20 protein-coding genes and 1 tRNA gene are annotated in these 21,126 nt (G+C 67.9%); 13 read left to right on the forward strand and 8 right to left on the reverse strand.

Annotation, left to right across the window (positions count from 1 at the left end; genetic code table 11):
• Window positions 1-45 precede the first annotated feature (45 nt).
• The 6 genes from BU124_RS02770 to BU124_RS02795 all read left to right on the forward strand — a co-directional run bounded on the left by BU124_RS02770 (window position 46) and on the right by BU124_RS02795 (window position 5,087).
• On the forward strand, window positions 46-1,341 hold the full coding sequence (locus BU124_RS02770; protein WP_084860915.1) for an NAD(P)/FAD-dependent oxidoreductase: 1,296 nt from the start codon (window positions 46-48) through the stop codon (window positions 1,339-1,341).
• Window positions 1,338-2,096, forward strand: coding sequence for a DUF1365 domain-containing protein (locus tag BU124_RS02775; RefSeq protein ID WP_084860916.1), 759 nt, complete (start codon window positions 1,338-1,340; stop codon window positions 2,094-2,096). Before BU124_RS02770 ends, BU124_RS02775 begins: the two co-directional genes overlap by 4 nt.
• A complete protein-coding gene (locus tag BU124_RS02780; RefSeq protein ID WP_084860917.1) occupies window positions 2,093-3,328 on the forward strand; it encodes an MFS transporter in 1,236 nt (411 codons plus the stop codon). The genes BU124_RS02775 and BU124_RS02780 overlap by 4 nt, the downstream gene beginning before the upstream one ends.
• Window positions 3,325-3,903, forward strand: coding sequence for a DUF3833 domain-containing protein (locus BU124_RS02785; RefSeq protein WP_084860918.1), 579 nt, complete (start codon window positions 3,325-3,327; stop codon window positions 3,901-3,903). Before BU124_RS02780 ends, BU124_RS02785 begins: the two co-directional genes overlap by 4 nt.
• Before the next feature lie 46 nt (window positions 3,904-3,949).
• A complete protein-coding gene (locus tag BU124_RS02790; protein ID WP_084860919.1) occupies window positions 3,950-4,684 on the forward strand; it encodes an SDR family NAD(P)-dependent oxidoreductase in 735 nt (244 codons plus the stop codon).
• Window positions 4,685-4,766: 82 nt separating this feature from the next.
• On the forward strand, window positions 4,767-5,087 hold the full coding sequence (locus tag BU124_RS02795) for a DUF3775 domain-containing protein (RefSeq protein ID WP_084860920.1): 321 nt from the start codon (window positions 4,767-4,769) through the stop codon (window positions 5,085-5,087).
• Between the two features lie 163 nt (window positions 5,088-5,250).
• Here BU124_RS02795 and BU124_RS02800 read toward each other — a convergent pair whose 3' ends face one another.
• Complete coding sequence (locus tag BU124_RS02800; protein ID WP_084860921.1) at window positions 5,251-6,090, reverse strand: hypothetical protein; 840 nt, start codon at window positions 6,088-6,090, stop codon at window positions 5,251-5,253.
• Window positions 6,091-6,246: 156 nt separating this feature from the next.
• On the opposite strand from BU124_RS02800, the gene BU124_RS14730 reads away from it, so the two are divergent.
• Window positions 6,247-6,390, forward strand: a complete 144-nt coding sequence (locus tag BU124_RS14730; RefSeq protein WP_179141855.1) for a hypothetical protein — start codon at window positions 6,247-6,249, stop codon at window positions 6,388-6,390.
• Window positions 6,372-8,033 (forward strand): peptidoglycan-binding protein, encoded by a 1,662-nt coding sequence (locus tag BU124_RS02810; protein ID WP_084860923.1) that lies wholly within the window; start codon window positions 6,372-6,374, stop codon window positions 8,031-8,033. Before BU124_RS14730 ends, BU124_RS02810 begins: the two co-directional genes overlap by 19 nt.
• A 16-nt stretch (window positions 8,034-8,049) precedes the next feature.
• On the opposite strand, the gene BU124_RS02815 is transcribed toward BU124_RS02810, so the two are convergent.
• From BU124_RS02815 to BU124_RS02825, 3 genes are all read right to left on the reverse strand, one after another.
• Window positions 8,050-9,255, reverse strand: coding sequence for an ABC transporter substrate-binding protein (locus BU124_RS02815; RefSeq protein ID WP_084860924.1), 1,206 nt, complete (start codon window positions 9,253-9,255; stop codon window positions 8,050-8,052).
• Window positions 9,256-9,543: 288 nt separating this feature from the next.
• On the reverse strand, window positions 9,544-9,669 hold the full coding sequence (gene ykgO, locus BU124_RS02820; RefSeq protein ID WP_010141322.1) for a type B 50S ribosomal protein L36: 126 nt from the start codon (window positions 9,667-9,669) through the stop codon (window positions 9,544-9,546).
• Window positions 9,670-9,744: 75 nt separating this feature from the next.
• A tRNA-Val gene (locus tag BU124_RS02825) sits at window positions 9,745-9,819 on the reverse strand.
• 146 nt (window positions 9,820-9,965) lie between these two features.
• Here BU124_RS02825 and BU124_RS02830 point away from each other — a divergent pair.
• Window positions 9,966-10,829, forward strand: a complete 864-nt coding sequence (locus BU124_RS02830; protein ID WP_084860925.1) for an N-formylglutamate amidohydrolase — start codon at window positions 9,966-9,968, stop codon at window positions 10,827-10,829.
• A gap of 52 nt (window positions 10,830-10,881) precedes the next feature.
• Here the strand turns inward: BU124_RS02830 and BU124_RS02835 are convergent, their stop codons facing one another.
• Window positions 10,882-12,135, reverse strand: coding sequence for a DNA polymerase IV (locus BU124_RS02835; RefSeq protein ID WP_084860926.1), 1,254 nt, complete (start codon window positions 12,133-12,135; stop codon window positions 10,882-10,884).
• A gap of 55 nt (window positions 12,136-12,190) precedes the next feature.
• A complete protein-coding gene (pyrF, locus tag BU124_RS02840) occupies window positions 12,191-12,898 on the reverse strand; it encodes an orotidine-5'-phosphate decarboxylase (protein WP_084860927.1) in 708 nt (235 codons plus the stop codon).
• Between the two features lie 191 nt (window positions 12,899-13,089).
• Here pyrF and clpB point away from each other — a divergent pair, with 191 nt between their 5' ends.
• Window positions 13,090-15,711 carry an ATP-dependent chaperone ClpB gene (gene clpB, locus BU124_RS02845; RefSeq protein WP_084860928.1) on the forward strand — a complete coding sequence of 874 codons (2,622 nt, stop codon included), beginning with the start codon at window positions 13,090-13,092 and terminating at the stop codon, window positions 15,709-15,711.
• A 51-nt stretch (window positions 15,712-15,762) separates the two neighbouring features.
• On the opposite strand, the gene BU124_RS02850 is transcribed toward clpB, so the two are convergent.
• Both BU124_RS02850 and BU124_RS02855 read right to left on the reverse strand, forming a co-directional pair.
• Window positions 15,763-16,617: an MBL fold metallo-hydrolase gene (locus BU124_RS02850; RefSeq protein ID WP_084860929.1), complete on the reverse strand. Its 855-nt coding sequence runs from the start codon at window positions 16,615-16,617 to the stop codon at window positions 15,763-15,765.
• Window positions 16,618-16,717: 100 nt separating this feature from the next.
• Complete coding sequence (locus tag BU124_RS02855; protein ID WP_084860955.1) at window positions 16,718-17,191, reverse strand: fasciclin domain-containing protein; 474 nt, start codon at window positions 17,189-17,191, stop codon at window positions 16,718-16,720.
• Window positions 17,192-17,493: 302 nt separating this feature from the next.
• Between BU124_RS02855 and BU124_RS02860 the strand changes: the two genes are divergently transcribed.
• From BU124_RS02860 to msrQ, 3 genes are read left to right on the forward strand one after another with little or no spacing between them, the layout of a single operon-like run.
• The gene (locus tag BU124_RS02860; RefSeq protein WP_245831590.1) at window positions 17,494-19,002 is read left to right on the forward strand and encodes an FMN-binding glutamate synthase family protein; all 1,509 of its coding nucleotides are present in this window, start codon (window positions 17,494-17,496) and stop codon (window positions 19,000-19,002) included.
• A gap of 57 nt (window positions 19,003-19,059) precedes the next feature.
• The gene (msrP, locus tag BU124_RS02865; protein WP_084860930.1) at window positions 19,060-19,959 is read left to right on the forward strand and encodes a protein-methionine-sulfoxide reductase catalytic subunit MsrP; all 900 of its coding nucleotides are present in this window, start codon (window positions 19,060-19,062) and stop codon (window positions 19,957-19,959) included.
• Entirely contained in the window at window positions 19,959-20,582 is a 624-nt protein-coding gene (msrQ, locus tag BU124_RS02870; protein WP_084860931.1) for a protein-methionine-sulfoxide reductase heme-binding subunit MsrQ, read from the forward strand. The genes msrP and msrQ overlap by 1 nt, the downstream gene beginning before the upstream one ends.
• Window positions 20,583-21,126: the final 544 nt, after the last annotated feature.

The following is a 21,126-nucleotide window of genomic DNA, read 5'->3' on the forward strand; positions in this document are numbered from 1 at the left end:
GGGCTGCCGTATTATTCGAGAAAGCCCAGACACGACGGAGACGAAATGTCCTCTCAACCAAGTTCGCGCCGCCAGCCGAGAATTGCCGTGGTTGGTGCCGGTATATCCGGCATGGGGGCTGCGCACGAGCTGGCCCGCGATAACCGGGTCGTCCTGTTCGAGGCGGAACCGCGCCTTGGCGGCCATGCCCGCACGCGCATGGCCGGGCCGCGTGGCGATCAGCCGGTGGATACCGGGTTCATCGTCTTCAACTATGCCAACTACCCGCATCTCGCGGCGCTCTTCGATGAACTGGACGTTCCGGTGATCGAATCGGACATGAGCTTTGGCGCCTCGGTGAACGGCGGGCGGTTCGAATACGGGTTGAAATCACTGGGCGCGGTCTTTGCCCAGCGGCGCAACGCGCTGCGTCCGGCCTTTCTGCGCATGTGCCGTGACGTGATGCGGTTCAATGCGCGCGGGCTGGAGCTGGCGCAGGAGCGCGACCTGACCGTCGGCGGCCTGCTCGACCGTCTCGGCACCGGGGCGTGGTTCCGCGATTACTATATCCTGCCGCTGTCGGGCGCGATCTGGTCGACCCCCAAGGAAAAGATCCTCGATTTTCCCGCCCATGCCATGATGACGTTCTTTCGCAACCATGCGCTGCTGGGCGTGACCGGCCAGCACCAGTGGTACACGGTGAAGGGCGGCAGTCAGGAATACGTCAGCCGACTGGGCCATGCCATGGCCCAGCGGGGCGTGGCGATGCGTCTGGGCTGTCCGGTCGATGCCGTCCGGCGCACGGACACCGGCGTGGAGATCAAGACCGAGGGCGCGGACTGGGAAGCCTTCGACGAGGTCGTTTTCGCGAGTCATTCGGACCAGTCCTTTGCCATGCTGGCCGACCCGACCGAGGCCGAGCGCGCCAGCGTCGGCCGGTTCCGCTACCAGCCCAACACCGTGGTGCTGCACTCCGACGCGTCGGTCATGCCGCGCCGGCGCGCGGTCTGGTCGTCGTGGAACTATACCGAGGCGCCCGACCGGCGCACCGAGAAGATCGACCTGACCTACTGGATGAACTCGTTGCAAAGCTGGTTGGAAGACCCTCTGTTCGTGACACTGAACACGGACCGCCCGATCCGCGAGGACCTGATCTGGGATACCACGACGCTGCACCACCCTGTCTATGACCTGACGGCGCTGGAAGCGCAGCGGACCTGCGCCCGGATCAACGGCGAGAACCACACGTGGTTCTGCGGCGCCTGGATGAAGGACGGCTTTCACGAAGACGGCCTTGCCTCGGCGATGGAGGTTGTCGCGGGCATCCGCGCAAATACCGCGGCGCGTCTGGCGGCCGAGTGACGCGGGTCGAGCACATATCCGGCGAGACGTGGCACGGCCGCAAGGGCGCGGTTTCGAACGCCTTTGTCTACGGCATCGACTACGTGCTGGTCGATGCCGAGGCGGCGGCCCCCGCCCATCCCGCGCTTTTCGCGCGAAACGGGCGGGGAGTGATGGCCCTGCGCGACCGCGATCACGGCGGCCCGCCGCACAATGGCCAAGGGCCTGCCTGGGTGCGCGAGGTGCTGGGCCAACATGGCCTGGCCCAGCCGACGCGGATCGCGCTTCTGGCGCAACCGCGCGTCCTGGGCCATGTCTTCAACCCGGTCAGCTTCTGGCTGTGCCATGACGCGCAGGGCGCGCTGACCTGCGTGATCGCCGAGGTCAGCAATACCTTCGGCGACCGGCATTCCTACCTGTGCCATCACGACGATCAGCGCGAAATCCGGCCCGCCGACACGCTGCAAGCGCGCAAGGTGTTTCATGTCTCGCCATTTCAGGACATCGGCGGTGGCTATCGCTTCAATTTCAAGATCACCGAGGACCGGGTCGCCATCCGCATCGACTTCGCCGATGGGGACGACGGATTGGTGGCGACGCTGGCAGGGCCGCGCCAGCCGCTGACCAACGCCGCGATCCTGCGGGCGCTGCTGCGCCGGCCGTTCGGGTCGCGCCGTGTTCTGGCGCTGATCCACTGGCAGGCGCTCAAGCTGTGGTGGAAGGGGGCCGGCTATCGCCCGCGCCCGGACCCGCCCGCCGAGGAGGTCAGCCGATGACGGCGCTGACCCAGAGGCTGCCCGCCTATGCGGGCTTTGCCGCCGTGCTGTCGGGCGCGGGGCTGCCGATCTATATCTACGCACCCAAGTTTTATGCCGACAATTACGGCGTCAGCCTCGCGCTGCTGGGGGCGGTGCTCTTCGGGTTGCGGCTGCTGGACGTGGTGCAGGACCCGGCGCTGGGCTGGGTCAGCGAGCGGCTGCGCCGAGCGCGGCCGGGGGCGGCCACGCTGGGCGCGGCGCTGCTGGGCCTGTCGATGCTGGGCCTCTTCGCAGTGGCCCCGCCCATCGCCCCGGTCTGGTGGTTCGGGCTGACGATCACGGGGCTGTTCACCGCTTTCAGTTTCCTGACCATCACCTTCTACGCCCAGGGCGTGGCCAAAGCCGACGGCCTGACGGGCGGGCACGTGCGACTGGCCGCCTGGCGCGAAACCGGGGCGCTGCTCGGGGTCTGCCTGGCGGCGGTCATGCCCACGCTGCTGACCGGGGTGGTGGCCGGGCCCTACGCGGTCTTTGCCTGGGGCTTTGCGCTGGCGGCGGGGCTGGCGGCGCTGGCAATGCTGCCGGAATGGTCCGACCGTGGCCACGCCGCGCCGCCAGCGCGCATCGGGATGATCCTGCAGGACCGCGTCGCGCGGCGTCTTCTGATCCTCGCGTTGGTCAACGCCGCGCCGCTGGCGGTCTCCTCGACGCTGTTTCTGTTCTTCGTGGAAAGCCGGCTGGACGCGCCGGGCTGGGAGGGGCCGCTCTTGGTGCTGTTTTTCCTGGCCGCCGCCGCCTCGGCACCCGGTTGGGGCGCGCTGGCGCGGCGCTTCGGGGCGCGGCGCGTGCTGCTGGCGGCCATGGTGCTGGCGGTGGTCTCCTTCGGGTTCACGCTGATGCTGGGGGCCGGGGATACCGTGCCCTTTGCTGCGATCTGCATCGCCTCGGGGGCGACGATCGGGGCCGACCTGACGCTGCTGCCGGCGATGTTCGCCCGGCGCATGGCCGCCATCGCGCCCAACGCCGGGCAGGGCTTCGGGCTGTGGTCGCTGGTCAGCAAGTTCACCCTGGCGTTGGCGGCGGCGGTGCTGCTGCCCGTGCTGGAATGGACCGGCTTTCGCGCCGGGGCCGAGGCCCAGCCCGAGGCGGCCCTCGCCATGCTGACGGTGCTTTATGCGCTGGTGCCGTCGGTGCTCAAACTCGTGGCGATCGCGCTTCTGGCGGCCACTCAACTGGAGGAAACCACATGACTGCGTTCCATATCCTGCTGGGGGCGGCGGCGGTCGTCGCGCTGATGATCCTCAAGGCCCGGTTTGCCGGTTTCACCGCCCAGAGCCCCGAGGATTACGCTGACGGCCCGGTGTTCAATATCCGCGCCGTGCTCAACGGCCCGCTGGCCTGCGAGGGCGTGATCTACGGCCCCACCGGGCGGGTCGCCTCGCGCTTCGTGGCCCGCTTCGAGGGCCATTGGGACGGCGATGCCGGCACCCTGCGCGAGGTCTTCGACTACGACAGCGGCACCCGGCAGGAACGGGAGTGGACCCTCAGGCTGGGCAACGACGGGCGCATCCGGGCAACCGCGCCCGACGTGATCGGCACGGGCGAGGGGCGGCAGCAGGGCTCGGCCGTGCGGCTGAAATACCGCATCAAGCTGACCGAGGACGCCGGCGGCCACGAGTTGGACACCGTGGACTGGATGTATCTCATGCCCAATGGCACGATCATGAATCGCAGCCAGTTCCGCAAGTTCGGGATCAAGGTGGCCGAGCTTGTCGCCACGATGCGCCCGATCCATGACGAGGGCGAGATGGCGCCGAGCGCGTGAGACGGGTAACAGGAGAGGGGCGCAGGTCCGCACGGAAGGAGCAGTCGTGAGAGAGTTCGCAGGAAAACGCTACTGGGTGGTCGGTGCCAGCGAGGGGCTGGGCCGGGCCGTGGCCCATCACCTCAGCAGGGCCGGGGCCGAGCTGATCCTCTCGGCACGCTCGGCCGAAAGCCTCGAGGCGCTGGCCGGCGAACTGTCCGGCAAGGCCCATGTGCAGCCCATGGACATCGGCGAGGACGAGAGTGTCAGGCAGGCGGGCGAGGCCGTGGGCGCGGTCGACGGCGTGGTCCTGCTGGCCGGGGTCTACTGGCCCTTCGGCGCGCAGGACTGGAACGCCGATCAGGCGACCGCCATGGCCAACGTCAATTTCACCGGCTTCATCCGGGTGCTGGGCCAGGTGGTGCCGGGCATGGTCGCGCGCAATGCGGGCCATATCGTCATCACCTCGTCGCTGACCGGCTTTCGCGGGCTTCCGGGGTCCATCGGCTATACCGCCTCCAAGGCGGGCACCATGAGCCTGGCCGAATGCATGCACGCCGACCTGCGGCGCACCGGCGTCGACGTTCAGGTGGTCAATCCCGGGTTCATCCGCACCCGGCTGACCGACAAGAACGATTTTCACATGCCCTTCATCATGGAGCCCGAACCGGCCGCGCGCGAGGTGTTCGAGCACATGCAGACGGATGTTTTCAAGCGCAGCTTTCCGACGGTCTTTTCCTGGGTCTTCCGGCTGTCGCAATTCCTGCCGGACTGGGCCTATTATCGCCTTTTCGGGCGCTGAGCTTGTCCTGGATCAAGGCGACGTGCCACTTTGGCGGCCAAGTTGAGCACGCGGACGCGACAGCAAGCTGCGGGAGGATCCGATGCTGAACATCACGACGGACAAGGTCGCCGAGGTCATCATCCTCGCGCGGGAAATTGACCGGGCCGAGGCGGAATTCGACGCCTTCGTCGGCGGGCTGACCGAAGAGGAACAGGCCAGCCTGGTGGCCATCATGTGGATCGGGCGCGGCTCCTACGAGGCCGAGGAGCTGGCCGAGGCCACGCGCCACGCCACCGCCGAGGCCAGCACGCCGACCGAGACCTACCTCAAGGGCTCGCCGCACCTGGCCGACCACCTGGAAAACGGGCTCGATGCGCTGGGCATATCGGCCAGCGCCGAGGAGGACGCGCTCTATCAGTAGCGATAGCCGCGAAAGACCTCTGCCGCGCGGGCCCATGGGCCGTCGATCCGGTCGCGGATGTGCAGGTGTGGCAGCGGCCCTGCGCCCCGTTGATCAGCACGCGGGGCACCCGCCCGGCGAACGGGGCGCACGCTTTGTCTGTCATCGCGCGCCCCGGAATGCCTCAGGCGGCCGCGGCCTTCATCTCGTCGATGCGCGCGAGCGCCTCGACCCGGGTGTTGCGGATGTTGGGCCGGAACCCACCGCTTTCGGCGCGCAGGCGAATGTCGGTCTCGGTTTCCGAGCAGGGCGCGTAGCGCACCGCGCCCAGCGAAAACCGGGCGTTCAGGTCCTTGCCGCGCTCGGCGAACTTGACCCAGGCCGGGGACTGGATGCGGGTGTTCTCGTAATTGATGAGGAAATACCACCGCCCCCCGGCCCGGCGCAGCGCCTGTTCCAGCCAGTCGTGGATGTCGTTGACGTCGCGCGAATGCTCGAAGCTGATCCCCGACAGGTCGATCTCGAATATCCGCGACGCCGGGTCGAACGACAGCCGCCGCATGAACCGGCCGCGCTCGTGGTTGGGGTGATGGTGGATGCGTTCGCGCCGCTTCGACGGCAACGTGGACAGATGCGCCAGCGCCGCCGCACGATCCGCGAACAGGTTCGGACGTTCGCGGTCCGTGCCCCGATCCCGGGCGATGCGGGCCGCGGTTTCGGGGGTGGTGTCATAGCGCAGCGTGCCCATGGAATGGGCCTGGTGCAGGTCGTTGCCGCGGCGGGTGAAGGCGAACCAGGCGGACTCGTCCACGCGGTAATCGGTGACATTGTCGAGAAAGAACCACAGCGGCTCGCCGGTTTCCTGCAGCCGGTCCTCGATCCGGTCGAACAGCGCGTTAACATCCCGCGACGTTCGGAAATACAGACCGGACAGGTCGAGCTCGACCGTCTGGCGCCCCTCGTGCACCGTGATCCTGCTGTCGATCTCGTCGAGTGAGAACGTCTGCGTGTAGCGGCCTGTCATGGGCCTCTCCGTTGCCTGCGGGTCGCGACATGCGACGATACAGGGTCAGATAATCGCCCGGACCGGGCGAGCCGGTGGATGACACGGATCAAATTCACGGAAAAGACGCATGACTTTTTTCCCTGCCCCGGTGCCTTGTGCGGCCGCGCCCGCAGGATGCTGCGGCGTGTCACGGTGCTCCGGCACGGCACGGTCGGGGTCTGTGCCGCCGGCAGCCTGTCGCGCGACGGGCTGGTGATCGCGCATCGGGGCAGCTATTGTGCCAAGGGAAAGGACACGTCATGGGCCGCCTTCTGTTGACAACCGCTTTGATCCTTGCGCCGCTGATGGTGTGGGCCGAGGACGCGGCGCTGATCCTCGGGGTCGAGCGTTACGAAAGTCTGGACCGGGTGAACCGGGCCGACACCCTGATCGACGCGCGGGACGGGCTGCGCGGCCTGGGCTTCGCGGTCCGGGCGCGCGCCAATCCGCGTGGTGCGGTGGCGCATGACCTGGCCGCGGCCTTTGCCGAAGACGCGCAAGAGGCGGAGAGACTGGTTGTTGCCCTGTCGGGGCATTTCGTGACCGACGGCCGGCGCAGCTGGCTCCTGACCGCCGAGGCGCCATCGCCGACGCTGTTCGGCTTGCGCGGGCAGGCGCTGTCGGTCGACAGCCTGTTGCAGGTGCTTGCCGCGCGGCCCGGGCAAGCCGTGCTGCTACTGGCCCCCGGTGATGCGCGCAACCTCGATATCGCCGGGCCGGTGCTGCGCGCGGGGCCGGGCGATCTCGATATCCCGCAGGGGGTCACGGTGCTGCGGGGCACCCCCCGCGACATCGCCGATTTCATGCAAGAGGATCTTGCCGAACCGGCCACCCGTCTTGCCGCCGCCATCGAAGATCGCCCGGATCTGGTGGCGCGCGGCTTCCTGATGCCGGGCTGGTCGCTGATGCCCGCCGCGGCCGAGGCTGCGCCCGATACCCAGGACCGCTCAGACCGCGACCGCCTGACCGCCGAGGCCGCGGCCTGGGACGCGGCCGAGGACGCCGACGATGCGGACGGCTACCGTGCCTATATCCGCGCCTTTCCCGATGGCCGCTTCGTGGACCTGGCCGAAGAGCGGATCAGCGCCCTCCTGGAGGAGCCCAACCGCGACGCTCGGCTGGCCGAAGAGGCGCTGTCGCTTTCGGCCGGTGACCGCCGCGCGGTGCAGGGCGACCTGACGGTGCTGGGCTACAATACTCGCGGCGTCGACGGCATCTTCGGGCCGGGCACCCGGCAGGCCGTCACCAACTGGCAGCAGTCCAACGGCTATCCGCAGACCAGCTACCTGACGCGGGGCCAGATCAACCGCCTGAACGCGCAGGCCGAGCGTCGCCGCGCCGAGATCGCCGCCGAGGAGGACCGCGCGCGCGCCGAAGCCGAACGGCTGGACCGGGAATACTGGTCCGAGACCGGCGCGCTTGGCGGCGAGGCGGGCTATCGCGCCTATCTGAACCGCTATCCCGGGGGGCTGTTCGCGGACGTGGCGCTGCGCCGGTTGGAGGCCATCGAGTCCGAGCGCGCCGAGGATGCGGAGCTGGCCGACCGGTCGGCCTGGGGCATCGCCGCCGCCGAGGACACGCGCGCCGCCTACGAGGACTACCTGGCCGCGTGGCCCGACGGTGTCTTTGCCGATCAGGCCCGCGCCCGGATCGACCGGATGCGGGGGCCGGATGTGTCCGACGACGAGATCGCCCGAGCCCGCGCACAGGAAGAGCGCCTGCAACTGAGCGGCGTGCGCGCGCAACTGCTGGAACTGCGGCTGCGCGACCTCGGCCTGTCGCCGGGGCCGCTGGACGGGGTCATCGACGACCGCACCCGAACCGCGCTGCGCAGCTATCAGACGGAGCAGGGCATCGCGCCCACGGGCTACCTCGACCAGGCAACGCTGGTACGCCTCATGGCCGGGGTCACCGGACAGTAGGGCGCGTTGGCCGGCCCTACTCCGGCCGGGCCGGAACGTAGCGTTCGAACAGCACTCGGATGACGCCCTGCACGGAGTCGTCGACCTGACGCACGGCGACAAGGTAGGTGCCCGGCTGGACCCGAAGCGCCAGCCTTGAATCGAGCGTACCGCCCGAATCGTCGTTGTGTCCCAACTGACGGCCCAGGTCGTCGAAGAGGGTCAGCACCGGATCACCCTGACCCTGGGCAATCGCCTCAATCAGCAGAAGGCCGGGCGCGGGCACCTCCACGACGTGCCAGGCGGCCGCGCCACCGACCCTGGCATCGGTGCGCTGCCGGGTCTGGACCTGGCCGAGGTCTGTCACCGGGTAGGAGCCGTCCAGGGGCGGCGCGGCTTCGCCCCTGTCATAAAGGGACTGCATGACCTCTTCGGGGTCGTAGTTGCGCACGCTTGTCACGACGGGCAGGGTGGTGTCGCCCAACGCGTCGACCGCCAGGCAGTATTGACCGGCTGGCAGCGGTTCGGCCATGTCGATCCGGCTGTTCAGCCCCTCGAAATCGTCGTTCTCGGCAAGCCAGTCACCCTGGGCGTCGTAGAGTGTCAGCACCGGGTCGGCGTTCTGGTTCTCGGCCGTCAGCGACAGTGCGGTGGGCTGATCCAGCGTGAAGCTGTAGAAAGGCGTGGTCTCGACCGGGGCCGAAAGTGGCGCGCCCAGCGTGATCGGCGTGGCCGCCGATGGATCGCAGGTGCCCCGTGTGGCAACGGGAGTGGGGCCCAGCCCCTCGGTTAGGGGCTGGTGCTCGGGGCGGCCCACCCGGACGAGGCCGGTCAGCGGCGACCCGTCGAAGCTGCGCAGGGCGAGGCAATAGGTGCCCGGATCGAGGGTGAGTTCGGCGCGGCTGTCGGTATTGCCGCCCGAATCGTCATCCGACGCCACGATGTTTCCCGCCGCGTCGTAGAGGTCGATCACGGTATCGCCGGTGCCGCGAGCGGCTGCCTCGACGCGGACCGGGCCGGGATCGGACAGCGAGAAGAGCGCGACGTATTCATCGCGCAGCATCACCAGTGCCATCTGTTCCAGATGATCGGGCGCGCGCGAGATGTCCGATCCCGCGGCGTCGCTGCCGATCCATTGCCCGTTTTCCCCGATCCCGCCGCAAAGATCGGTCTGCTGGGCATTGGCACCGGTGGCGGCCAAGCCGAGCACTGCGGCGGCCAAGCGGAGGGTGAGACAGGACATGACCGATCCTCGTGCTGCGTTGCGCGTCGCATTCAGCCTAGTCCGGGGGCGGTTGTCGTGGCCAGCGAAAACCGGGCGTGGTCACGGTGCGCTCGCATGAAATCACCCCTTGCGTCGGCGGAAGGTCAGGTCCGTTCGGAAAGGGCCATCGTCACGGCCTCGGGGTGAACGGCGCAATTTCCCCGGGCGGCGCCGGCACACCGGCGGCTGCGCCGGGAGTCTGGCCTGCAATGCAAAAGGCCGCGTCCCCGGGGACGCGGCCTTTGGTGTTCGGTTCCGGTTCGGGGATCAGCCCTGGCGAGCCTTGAACCGACGCTGGGTCTTGTTGATGACGTAGACCCGGCCCTTGCGGCGCACGACGCGGCAATCGCGATGACGCTGCTTGAGCGAGCGGAGGGAATTGCGAACCTTCATGGCACGTATCCTTCTGTCGCGGCGCGGCGATGCGCCTTGGGTTGCGTTCTGCGCCCGGCAGGCGCGGTGTTTGCGTGGTGGGCGATACTAGGTTCGAACTAGTGACCCCTTCGATGTCAACGAAGTGCTCTACCGCTGAGCTAATCGCCCTCGCCGTCGGCCGTTCGCATGTCCCGTAACGAAACAGGACGCGGGCGAACCGCGTCAGGTACGCGGGCTATATAAAGAGTCGCACCGGGGATCAAGGCCTTTTGGCAAATCGCCGAAACGGGCTAGACTGACCGACAGGAGGGTACATGACCGACCAAGCCTACACCTTGTCGCACCCCAGCCATCGCGCGACCAGCGTGGTTTTCGCCTCGCCCCACAGCGGGCGGGCCTATCCGGAGCGCTTCATGCGCGCGACCTGCCTGAGCGAGGCGCAGGTGCGTTCCTCCGAGGATGCCTTTGTCGACGATCTCTTCGCCGCCGCGGTGGATCACGGAGCGCCGCTTCTGGCGGCGCGGGCGCCGCGGGCCTTTCTGGACCTCAACCGCGGCGCGGACGAGTTGGACCCGGCCGTGATCGGCGGGCTGGTCCGCGGGGCACACAACCCGCGCATCGCCTCGGGACTGGGGGTAATCCCGCGCGTGGTGTCCAACGGTCGCCCGATCTATCGCGGCAAGATCGGCCTGGCCGAGGCGCATGACCGGATCCGAGATCATTGGCGCCCCTACCACGACCGATTGCAGGCGCTGATGGACGGGTCCGTCAACATCTTCGGCGAGGCGATCCTGATCGACTGCCATTCGATGCCGCACGAGGCGCTGGAAAGCGTCGGCCCCCGTGGCGGAACCCGCCCCGACGTGGTTCTGGGTGACCGGTTCGGTGCCTCGGCCGCGCCCGAGATTGTGGACCGGGTCGAAGCGGCCTTTGCGCAGGCGGGATTCAAGGTAGCGCGCAACATGCCCTTTGCCGGGGCCTACATCTGCCAGCACTATGGTCGCCCCGCGCGCCACCGCCATGCCGTGCAGGTCGAGATCGACCGCGCGCTCTACATGAACGAGGCGACGATCCGGGCCAGTGCCGACTACGACGCGATCAAGGCCACCCTGAACACCGTGATCGGACAGCTGGCCGATATCGGCCGGCCCGCGGACATGCCGATGGCGGCGGAATAGCTGGTCACCCGACAGCGCAGCGGTCGTCGCCGGTCCATCGCGGGACTCCGTGCTAGCGCAGCGCGCGGCCCTTGACGATGGCGTCGGTGCCGAACCGGGTCTTGATCCGGTCCAGCGCGCGTTCGGCCTCGGCCCGGCGAGCGGCGCCGGTGTCCAGCAGGTCGGCCTCGCGGTCGGCGGCAGTGGCTGGGACTAGATCGGAAATCCCCACACCCAGCAGGCGGAACGGCCCCTGATCGGCGGCCCCGTCGAAGAGCGCGCGCGCGGTGCGGTAGATCGTGTCGGCCAGTTGCGTGGGCTGGTGCAGGCTCTGGCGCCGGGTCAGGCCCTTGTGGTTGGCGCGTTTGAGCTTGAGCGTGACGACGCGCCCCGCCTTGCCCTTGGCCTTGGCGCGGGCGCTGACCTTTTCGGCCACGCGCCAGATGTGGCCATCGAGGATATCCGGATCGGCGGTGTCCTCGGGAAAGGTGGTCTCGTTTGACAGGCTCTTGATGGGACGGTGCGCGCTGACCCGGCGCGCATCCTTTCCGCGTGCCAGGTGCCAGAGGCGCGCGCCCATGCCGCCAAAGCGGTGTTGCAGATCGCGCAGGTCCCAGCGCAGCAGGTCGTCGAAGGTGCGTATGCCCGCCCGGGCGAGGCTATCCTGCGCCGCCGGGCCGATGCCCCAGATCAGGCGCACGGGTTGCGGGCGCAGGAAATCCATCGTCTCGGCCTGCCCGATCACGGAAAAGCCGCGCGGCTTGTCCAGGTCGCTGGCGACCTTGGCCAGGAACTTGTTGTGGCTCAGCCCGATCGAGCCGGTGATGCCGATCTCGTCCTGCATCCGCTTGACCAGCCGCGCAAGCATCACGGCGGGCGGGGCGCCGTGCAGCCGCGCGGTGCCGGTCAGGTCCATGAAGGCCTCGTCCAATGAAAGCGGTTCGACCACCGGGGTCAGGCCGTCCATCAGGGCGCGCACCTGTTTCGACACTTCGACGTAGCGGTCCATTCGGCCGCGCACGACGATGGCCTCGGGGCACAGCTGCAGGGCCTTGAACATGGGCATGGCCGATTTCACGCCCTTGATGCGGGCGACGTAGCAGGCGGTGGAAACCACCCCGCGCCGGCCGCCGCCGATGATGACCGGCTTGCCCTCGAGGTCGGGATTGTCGCGCTTTTCGACGGCGGCGTAGAAGGCGTCGCAGTCCATGTGCGCGATGCTCAGGTCGAACAGCTCGGGGTGGGCGAGCACGCGCGGCGATCGGCAGACCGGACACCGGGTGCCGCTGTCGAAGTCGTGCAGGCAGTCGCGGCACAGGCTGGGCATGTTGCGAGGATACAGGCGCGGCGCGGCCGCGTCAGCCGGAATCGCCGGCGTGGCTCTATTTGGCGCCCATCTCCGCGGTGATCGCGCGGGCCGCCGCGCGCGGGTCCGCGGCCTGCCAGACGGGACGGCCCACCACGACGTGATCGGCCCCGCCCGCGATGGCCTGCGCGGGGGTGGTCACGCGCTTCTGGTCGCCCGGGTCGCCGCCTGCCGGGCGCACGCCGGGGGTGACGATCAGCTTGCCGGCGGCCTCGGGCAGGGCGCGGATCAGCGCGGCCTCCTGCGGGCTGGCGATCACCCCGTCGGCCCCGTTGGCCAGCGCGATGCCGGCGCGTTCCTGCACGAGGTCGGTCATTTTCCCTGCCTTGATGCAGCTGGCGTCGAGGTCGCCGCGATCCAGCGATGTCAGGATGGTGACGGCGAGGATCTTCATGTCGCGGCCCCCGCGGCCCTGGGCGGCGGCGCGCACCACATGCGGGTCGCCATGCACTGTCAGGAAGTCCAGGTCGAATTGGGACAGGCCACGCACCGCGGCCTCGACCGTCGCGCCGATGTCGAACAGCTTCATGTCCAGAAAGATGCGCTTGCCGTGCTCGTCCTTGAGCTCGTTGGCCAGCGCCAGCCCGCCACCCGTCAGCATGCCCAGCCCGATCTTGTAGAACCCGACCGCGTCGCCAAGGGTCCGCGCCAGCTCCAGCCCCTGAAGCGCGTCGGGCACGTCCATGGCGACGATCAGGCGGTCATCGGCGGGGGGCTGGGGCATGGCGGCATTCCTCGTATGGATACGCCCATGCAGGTGCCCGCTGGTCCCGCGAAGGTCAAGCCGGAACGGATTTGTCGGAGCCGGGCAACTTGAAAACACATCGCCCTTTCCCCATCTGTTGAGCGAGGCCCAGAGAGGGTGCGCCGCGTGACGGGCACCCGGAACAGGGCGCTTGAAAAAGGAGAAAGCTCATGAACTTGGAGAAGTTCACCGAGCGGTCGCGGGGGTTCATCCAGGCCGCCCAGACGATCGCGATGCGGGAAAGCCATCAGAGGATGGTTCCCGAACACTTGTTGAAAGCCCTGATGGACGACGACCAGGGGTTGGCCGCCAACCTCATTGACCGTTCCGGCGGCAGCGCCAAGCGCGTGCAGGAGTCCATCGACCTTGCCGTCGGCAAGCTGCCGAAGGTGACCGGCGACGCCGGGCAGGTCTACCTTGATTCCACCACCGGCAAGGTGCTGGCCGAGGCCGAGAAGCTCGCCCAGAAAGCCGGCGACAGTTTCGTCCCGGTCGAACGGATGCTCATGGCGCTGGCCATGGTGAAATCCGGGGCCAAGACGGCCCTGGAGGAGGGGGCCGTGAATGCCCAGGCGCTCAATGCAGCCATCGAGGACATTCGCAAGGGCCGCACCGCCGACAGCGCCAGCGCGGAAGAAGGGTACGACGCGCTGAAGAAATACGCGCAGGACCTGACCGAACGCGCCAGCGCGGGCAAGATCGACCCGATCATCGGCCGCGACGAGGAGATTCGCCGCGCCATGCAGGTGCTGAGCCGCCGGACCAAGAACAACCCGGTCCTGATCGGGGAACCCGGCGTCGGCAAGACGGCCATCGCCGAGGGGCTGGCCCTGCGTATCATCAACGGTGACGTGCCCGAATCGCTGCGCAACAAGAAGCTGCTGGCGCTGGACATGGGCGCGCTGATCGCCGGGGCCAAGTACCGCGGCGAGTTCGAGGAACGCCTCAAGGCCGTGCTGACCGAGGTCACCGAGGCGGCGGGCGAGATCATCCTGTTCATCGACGAAATGCACACGCTGGTCGGCGCGGGCAAGACCGATGGCGCCATGGATGCCGCCAACCTGATCAAGCCCGCCCTGGCGCGCGGCGAGTTGCACTGCATCGGTGCCACCACGCTGGACGAGTATCGCAAGCACGTCGAGAAGGACGCGGCGCTGGCCCGGAGGTTCCAGCCGCTCATGGTCGAGGAACCCACGGTCGAGGATACCGTGTCGATCCTGCGCGGCATCAAGGAAAAGTACGAGATGCACCACGGCGTGCGGGTCTCGGATTCGGCGCTGGTCTCGGCGGCAACGCTGTCGGCGCGCTACATCACCGACCGTTTCCTGCCCGACAAGGCCATCGACCTCGTGGACGAGGCTGCTAGCCGCCTGCGGATGGAGGTCGACTCCAAGCCCGAGGAACTGGACCAGCTCGACCGCCAGATCCTGCAGTTGCAGATCGAGGCCGAGGCGCTCAAGAAAGAGGACGACACGGCCTCTAAGGACCGGCTGGAAAAGCTGGAAAAGGAACTGGCCGATCTGCAGGACCGCAGCGCCGAGATGACCGCCAAGTGGCAGTCCGAGCGGGACAAGCTGGAAAGCGCGCGCGACCTCAAGGCCCAGCTGGACCGCGCCCGCGCCGACCTGGACATCGCCAAGCGCGAGGGCAACCTGCAAAAGGCCGGCGAATTGTCCTACGGCATCATCCCGCAGCTGGAAAAGCAGCTGGCCGAGGCCGAACAGGCCGAAGGGGCCGAGGGCGTGATGGTCGACGAGGCCGTGCGCCCGGAACAGATCGCCGCCGTGGTCGAACGCTGGACGGGCATCCCGATGTCCAAGATGCTGGAAGGTGAGCGCGAGAAGCTGCTCAAGATGGAGTCCGAGCTTGGCCGCCGCGTCGTCGGGCAGCGTCAGGCCGTCACGGCCGTGTCGAACGCGGTGCGCCGGGCGCGCGCGGGGCTGCAGGACGAAAACCGCCCGCTGGGGTCGTTCCTGTTCCTTGGCCCCACGGGCGTGGGCAAGACCGAGCTGACCAAGGCGCTGGCCGACTACCTGTTCGACGACGACCAGGCCATGGTGCGCATCGACATGTCCGAGTTCATGGAAAAGCACGCGGTCTCGCGCCTGATCGGCGCGCCGCCGGGCTATGTCGGTTACGACGAGGGTGGCGTGCTGACCGAGGCGGTGCGCCGGCGCCCCTACCAGGTGGTGCTGTTCGACGAGGTCGAGAAGGCGCATCCGGAGGTCTTCAACGTGCTGTTGCAGGTGCTGGACGACGGTATCCTGACCGACGGGCACGGCCGCACAGTGGACTTCAAGCAGACGCTGATCGTGCTGACCTCGAATCTCGGCTCGCAGGCGCTCAGCCGGCTGGAGGACGGCGGCGATGCCGCTCGCGCCAAGCAGGACGTGATGGATGCCGTGCGCGCCCATTTCCGGCCCGAGTTCCTGAACCGGTTGGACGATCAGATCGTCTTCGATCGGCTGGGCCGCGCCGACATGAGCGGGATCGTCGATATCCAGCTGGCCCGGCTGCAGAAGCGGCTGGCCCCGCGCAAAATCACGCTTGAGCTGGACGAGGCGGCCCGCAAGTGGCTGGCCGACGAGGGGTATGACCCGGTCTTCGGCGCGCGCCCGCTGGGCCGCGTGATCCAGACCGCGCTGCAGAACCCGCTGGCCGAAGCCATGCTGGGCGGCGAGATCCGCGACGGCGATACCGTGCCGGTGACTGCCGGGGCGGACGGGCTCATCGTCGGCGAACGGTTGGGCAGCTCCGACCGGCCCAAGCCCGACGACGCTGTCGTCCACTGACCAGCCGAAAATCGAGCAAAGGCCCCGCCCGTCGGCGGGGCCTTTCGCGTTTCAGGTGGTCAGGACCATCCCGTCGCGGCCGATGTGCAGCTGCCCCTGCCAGTGCCTGCGCACCGCTTCGATCCAGTCATCCTCGGTGATGTCCGGGTCGCCGTCGGGCACCATGTGGGTCAGGGCCAGCTGGCCAACGCCGGCCGCGGCGGCGATGCGGCCGACGTCCTCGGCGCTGGTGTGGCTGCGCAGGATGTGATCGCGCAGGCGATCGTCGCCGTTGGTCATGCGCGCGACAAGGGCCTCGACCCCCGCTGGCAGCATCGCCTCGTGGATCAGGATATCCGCATCGGCGGCGAACTCGGCCATCTGCGGCATGTAAGCGGTATCGCCCGAGATCACGATGCTGTCGCCGCCACAGTCGATTCGCAGGGCGTAGCTCTCTGATATGGGCGGGTGATCGTTGCGCATGGCGTGAACCCGCACGCGCCCCGCGTCATGCACCAGCCCCTCGCACAGCCGGCCTATATCGAAGAGCGGGCCCGGCGGCACGCGGCCCTCGTCCTCCATCCGCAGGGTCACGTCGAAGGCCATGGCGTGCAGGAACCCCTCCCAGTAGGCCGACAGGCCCGGCGGCCCGATCACCGGCACGGGCGTGGTCAGCCCGGCGACCCAGGCCGTGTGAAACATCGGGCCGAGTTCCAGGTAGTGATCGGAATGCAGATGGGTGATGAGCACCAGGTCGATCCCGGTCAGCGGAACGCCCGCGTCGCAGAGCCCGCGCGTCGCGCCGAGGCCGGCATCGACGAGGATCGTCTTGCCGCCCGCGCGGACCAGCGTTGACGCGGGCATCTGCGATCCGGGCCGGATCGCGGGGCCGCCCTTGACGCCCATCAGCATGACTTCTGCCGCCATCGTCATCCCCGTTTGCCGTGCCCGCGCAGGTTTGCCCAGACCCGCGCAAAAGAAAAGACCCCGCCGAAGCGGGGCCTTTCCAATGCGTGGTGATCAAGGATCACTCGGGCATGATCACCTGGTCGATGACGTGGATCACGCCGTTCGAGGCCTCGATATCGGCCGCGGTCACGGTGGCGCCATCGACGGTGACGGCGTCACCGACGCCGATGGACACTTCGGCCCCGTTCACGGTTTCGGCCATCATGCCGTCGGACAGGTCGCCGGACATGACCTCGCCCGGCACCACGTGGTAGGTAAGGATCGCGGTCAGCGCCTCGGTGTCCTCCAGCAGGCCCTCGACGGTGCCCTCGGGCAGAGCGGCGAAGGCGTCATCCGTGGGGGCGAAGACGGTGAAGGGGCCGTCGCCCTTGAGCGTCTCGACCAGCCCGGCGGCCTCGACGGCGGCGACAAGTGTGGTGAAGTTGCCGGCGTCAACGGCGGTGTCGACGATGTCCATCGAATGATTGTCGGCAAGCGCCCCGGTGCCGAGGGTGGCGGCGGCGGTGGCGGCGATGAATGTACGACGTAGCATGTGGTCCTCCATAGTGCTTTTCATGTGCAGATGCCCGTGTGGGCACCCCGTCAATGCCGTCATTGGCATTGTGCTTATTACGTAGGGTTGCGACATCGGATTACGGGGGATTTCCGCCGACCGGACTTGACGGAAACGGGCTGGCCGCTAAGCCACGACAGTCGCGCGGTTCAAGTCACGACCCGGTGAAACCAAGTGATCCGCCGTGATCGACTGCACGGAAATCCAGCCGGGTTTCGGGGGCAGTGGAATAGCGACAAGCGCCAGGCGCCGTGGCAGGATGCCCGGGAAGGAGGTCCGCGATGTTCTCGTCCCTGCCGATGACCGTGCTCGAATGGCTGGCGCTTGTCCTCATCCTCGTGCTGGGGCTGGGCCTGCTGGCGCTGGCCGTGCTTTTCGTCCTCGACCGGACCCAGCGGGGTGACGCCATCCGGCGCAATTATCCGGTGATCGGGCGCTTTCGCGGCTTGTTCACCACGCTGGGCGAGTTCTTCCGCCAGTATTTCTTTGCTATGGACCGCGAGGAACTGCCCTTCAACCGCGCGCAGCGCGACTGGGTCCGGCACGCGGCCGAGCGCGAGGTCAACACGGTCGCCTTCGGATCGACGCGCAGCCTCGCCGTGGTCGGTACACCGCTGTTCGTGAACGCCGCCTTTCCGCCGCTGGACGACCAGTATGCCAGCACCGATCCCATGGTGATCGGCCCGGGGGCCCGGCAGCCCTATACTGCCAGGTCGATCTTCAACCTGTCGGGCATGTCCTATGGCGCGCTGTCGAGACCGGCGGTGCAGGCGCTGTCGCGCGGCTGCCAACAGGCGGGCATCTGGATGAACACCGGCGAAGGGGGCCTGTCGCCCCACCACCTGGAGGGTGGCTGCGATCTGGTGTTCCAGATGGGTACCGCGAAGTTCGGGGTGCGCGATGCCGAGGGCAACCTCGACGACGCCAAGCTGCGCGAGCTGGCGGCGCACGACCAGGTGCGCATGATCGAGATCAAGCTGGCCCAGGGGGCGAAACCGGGCAAGGGCGGCATCCTGCCCGCCGCCAAGATCAGCCCCGAGATCGCCCGCATCCGGGGCGTTGTGCCCGGCCAGGATGCGATATCCCCGAACCGGCACTTTGGCGTGGATGACTGGGACGACCTGCTGGATTTCATTGCCCACGTGCGCGACGTGTCGGGCCTGCCTACGGGCATCAAGACGGTCATGGGCACCGAGGCCGGCCTCGAAGGGCTGTTCGAGGCCATCACCGCGCGCGGGGCCGAGGCGGCGCCGGATTTCATCACGCTCGACGGCGGCGAGGGCGGCACCGGGGCCGCGCCGATGCCGCTGATCGATCTGGTCGGCATGTCGATCCGCGAGGCCCTGCCGCGCCTGGTGGACCTGCGCGATGCCCACGGGTTGCACGACCGCATCCGCATCGTGGCCAGCGGCAAGCTGGTCAATCCCGGCGACGTCGCCTGGGCGATCTGCGCGGGGGCGGACTTCGTCGTCTCGGCACGGGGGTTCATGTTCAGCCTGGCCTGCATCCAGGCGCTCAAGTGCAACAGGAATACCTGCCCTACCGGCATCACCACCCATGATCCGGGCCTGCAACGGGGCCTCGTGGTCGCGGAAAAGGACGCCCGCGTCGCCGCCTACGCCCGGCAGATCGTGCAGGAGGTCGAGACCATCGCGCATTCCGTCGGCGTGACCGAGCCGCGCCGGATGCGCCGGTCGCATGTGCGGATCGTGCAGGCCGACGGGGCGTCGGTGCCCATGGACAGCATCTACCCCGAGGCACGCGCTGGCGGGATCGTGACCGGGGTTTGAGTCGGTTTTTCGCGCGCGCGCGTTAGAACACGGTGAGCGAGACACAGGAGATGCACCATGGCCCGACGCTGGACGAACGACCTCACCCGCGATGACGTGACGCCGAAATCACTCTGGCTGAACCGCCGGCAGCTGATCGCGGGCCTGTCGGCGGTCGGCGCGGCCGGGATCGGCGGGCCGGTTGCCGCGAAGTCGGACCTGGAGCCGAACACCTGGGAAGAGATCACCACCTACAACAACTTCTACGAATTCGGCACAGGCAAGGGCGACCCGGCCAAGAACGCGCCGGCGATGGACACAACCGGTTGGCAGGTCACCGTCGACGGGCTGGTCGACAATCCGGGCACCTATGACCTGGCCGACCTGATCGGCGACATGGAGACCGAGGAACGCATCTACCGCTTCCGCTGTGTCGAGGCCTGGTCGATGGTGATCCCGTGGAACGGCTTCGAACTGGCCGACCTGCTGGCCAAGGTCGGAGTGCAGGACGGGGCCAACTACGTCGCCTTCGAAACCGTGGTCCGCCCCGACGTCATGCCCGGGGTGCGCCGCCGCGTGCTGGACTTTCCCTATGTTGAGGGGTTGCGGCTGGACGAGGCGATGCACCCGCTCACCCTCATGGCGACGGGGATCTACGGCGAGCCGCTGCCGAATCAGAACGGCGCGCCCATGCGGCTGGTGGTGCCGTGGAAGTACGGCTTCAAGTCGATCAAGAGCATCGTGCGCATCTCGCTGGTGGCCGAGCAGCCGCCGACAAGCTGGAACAAGGCGAACGCAAGCGAATACGGCTTTTACAGCAACGTGAACCCGAACGTGGACCACCCGCGCTGGTCGCAGGCCACCGAACGCCGCATCGGCGGCGGGCTTTTCGCGCAGCGGCAGGACACGCTGATGTTCAACGGCTACGACGAGGTGGCCGGCCTCTACGAAGGCATGGACCTGACCAAGTTCTTCTGATGGCCGTTGTCGACCGGATCAATGCGGCCGTGCGCCGGGTGCCCGCGTGGCCGATATATCCGGTGTGCGCGCTCTGGCTGGCCTGGGTGTTCTACCGCGGCGCCACCGGCGGCCTCGGGGTTGAACCGATTGAGGCGCTGGAACACGAATACGGTGCCATGGCGTTGAAGGTTCTGGTCGTCGGGCTGGCGATCAGCCCGCTGCGCCGCCATGCCGGCCTCAACCTCGTGAAGTTTCGCCGGGCGCTGGGCGTCTCGGCCTTTGTTCTTGTGCTGGCACACTTGGCGGTCTGGGCGGTGCTGGACGTGCAGAGCCTGGATAGGATCTGGGCCGATATCGTGAAGCGGCCCTACGTGACCGTCGGAATGGCGGCGTTCCTGCTCCTGCTGCCGCTGGCGCTGACCTCCAACGACCGGGCCGTGCGCTGGCTGGGGCCGAAATGGCGGCGTCTGCACAAGCTGACCTACCCGGCGGCGGTGCTGGCGGGGGTCCACTTTCTGTGGCTGGCCAAGGGATTTCAGCTCGAGCCGCTGATCTGGCTGGCGGTGATCAGTGCGTTGCTGGTCCTGCGCTTTCGCCCGGGGCGCGGAGCCAGACCTCGTGCGGCGCCGACGCAAGGGTGACGGGCGCCCGTAATTGCGGTGACCTAGCGGAATCGGCCCCGGATGTCGCGATGATCCGGGGTTTCCCCACGGCTGAGCGACTCGCGCGGTGCCAGTAGAGGGGTGATTCAGGGGGGACGGACCAGGAGTCTTGGGGGTATCCTTGTGGACAACCCAATATCTGGGGCGCGCCTGATACAGATCGGGGTAACAAAATTACGACATGACAGACTCTCACGCAGGAATATTCAGGTAACTAGCCGGAAACAAAGAAAATTCGGCCAAATCCCAAAAAATCGCCCCGCGTCCGAAAAAACCTCTTGCAGGCCCCGGCACCAATCCGTAAATAACCCCTCACCGGCGGCGCTGAGGCGCACAAAGGGACGCCAGACGGGGCGGCGGCAAGATGCCAAGGCCAACGAGACGGAACGAACACCAGAGGTAATCGAGGCGGGGCGCGCCAAGGAAGTTAGGGCGCATCCAGTCGCTTTTGTCTCTACGCTCTTTGAAATCGCAAGTATCTGAAGAGATATGTGGGCGGTTTGGTTCAAATCGATGGATCAAC

The organism is Salibaculum halophilum (assembly GCF_002094885.1).
In the GTDB taxonomy this organism is placed as follows: Bacteria; Pseudomonadota; Alphaproteobacteria; order Rhodobacterales; family Rhodobacteraceae; genus Salibaculum; species Salibaculum halophilum.

Bases quoted from the DNA above. Each gene is read 5' to 3' on its own strand.
- BU124_RS02770 (WP_084860915.1), top strand. From the start codon at position 46: ATGTCCTCTCAACCAAGTTCGCGCCGCCAGCCGAGAATTGCCGTGGTT.
- BU124_RS02780 (WP_084860917.1), top strand. From the start codon at position 2,093: ATGACGGCGCTGACCCAGAGGCTGCCCGCCTATGCGGGCTTTGCCGCC.
- BU124_RS02785 (WP_084860918.1), top strand. From the start codon at position 3,325: ATGACTGCGTTCCATATCCTGCTGGGGGCGGCGGCGGTCGTCGCGCTG.
- BU124_RS02795 (WP_084860920.1), top strand. From the start codon at position 4,767: ATGCTGAACATCACGACGGACAAGGTCGCCGAGGTCATCATCCTCGCG.
- BU124_RS02800 (WP_084860921.1), bottom strand. From the start codon at position 6,090: ATGACAGGCCGCTACACGCAGACGTTCTCACTCGACGAGATCGACAGC.
- BU124_RS14730 (WP_179141855.1), top strand. From the start codon at position 6,247: ATGCTGCGGCGTGTCACGGTGCTCCGGCACGGCACGGTCGGGGTCTGT.
- BU124_RS02810 (WP_084860923.1), top strand. From the start codon at position 6,372: ATGGGCCGCCTTCTGTTGACAACCGCTTTGATCCTTGCGCCGCTGATG.
- BU124_RS02815 (WP_084860924.1), bottom strand. From the start codon at position 9,255: ATGTCCTGTCTCACCCTCCGCTTGGCCGCCGCAGTGCTCGGCTTGGCC.
- ykgO (WP_010141322.1), bottom strand. From the start codon at position 9,669: ATGAAGGTTCGCAATTCCCTCCGCTCGCTCAAGCAGCGTCATCGCGAT.
- BU124_RS02830 (WP_084860925.1), top strand. From the start codon at position 9,966: ATGACCGACCAAGCCTACACCTTGTCGCACCCCAGCCATCGCGCGACC.
- BU124_RS02835 (WP_084860926.1), bottom strand. From the start codon at position 12,135: ATGCCCAGCCTGTGCCGCGACTGCCTGCACGACTTCGACAGCGGCACC.
- pyrF (WP_084860927.1), bottom strand. From the start codon at position 12,898: ATGCCCCAGCCCCCCGCCGATGACCGCCTGATCGTCGCCATGGACGTG.
- clpB (WP_084860928.1), top strand. From the start codon at position 13,090: ATGAACTTGGAGAAGTTCACCGAGCGGTCGCGGGGGTTCATCCAGGCC.
- BU124_RS02850 (WP_084860929.1), bottom strand. From the start codon at position 16,617: ATGGCGGCAGAAGTCATGCTGATGGGCGTCAAGGGCGGCCCCGCGATC.
- BU124_RS02855 (WP_084860955.1), bottom strand. From the start codon at position 17,191: ATGCTACGTCGTACATTCATCGCCGCCACCGCCGCCGCCACCCTCGGC.
- BU124_RS02860 (WP_245831590.1), top strand. From the start codon at position 17,494: ATGTTCTCGTCCCTGCCGATGACCGTGCTCGAATGGCTGGCGCTTGTC.
- msrP (WP_084860930.1), top strand. From the start codon at position 19,060: ATGGCCCGACGCTGGACGAACGACCTCACCCGCGATGACGTGACGCCG.
- msrQ (WP_084860931.1), top strand. From the start codon at position 19,959: ATGGCCGTTGTCGACCGGATCAATGCGGCCGTGCGCCGGGTGCCCGCG.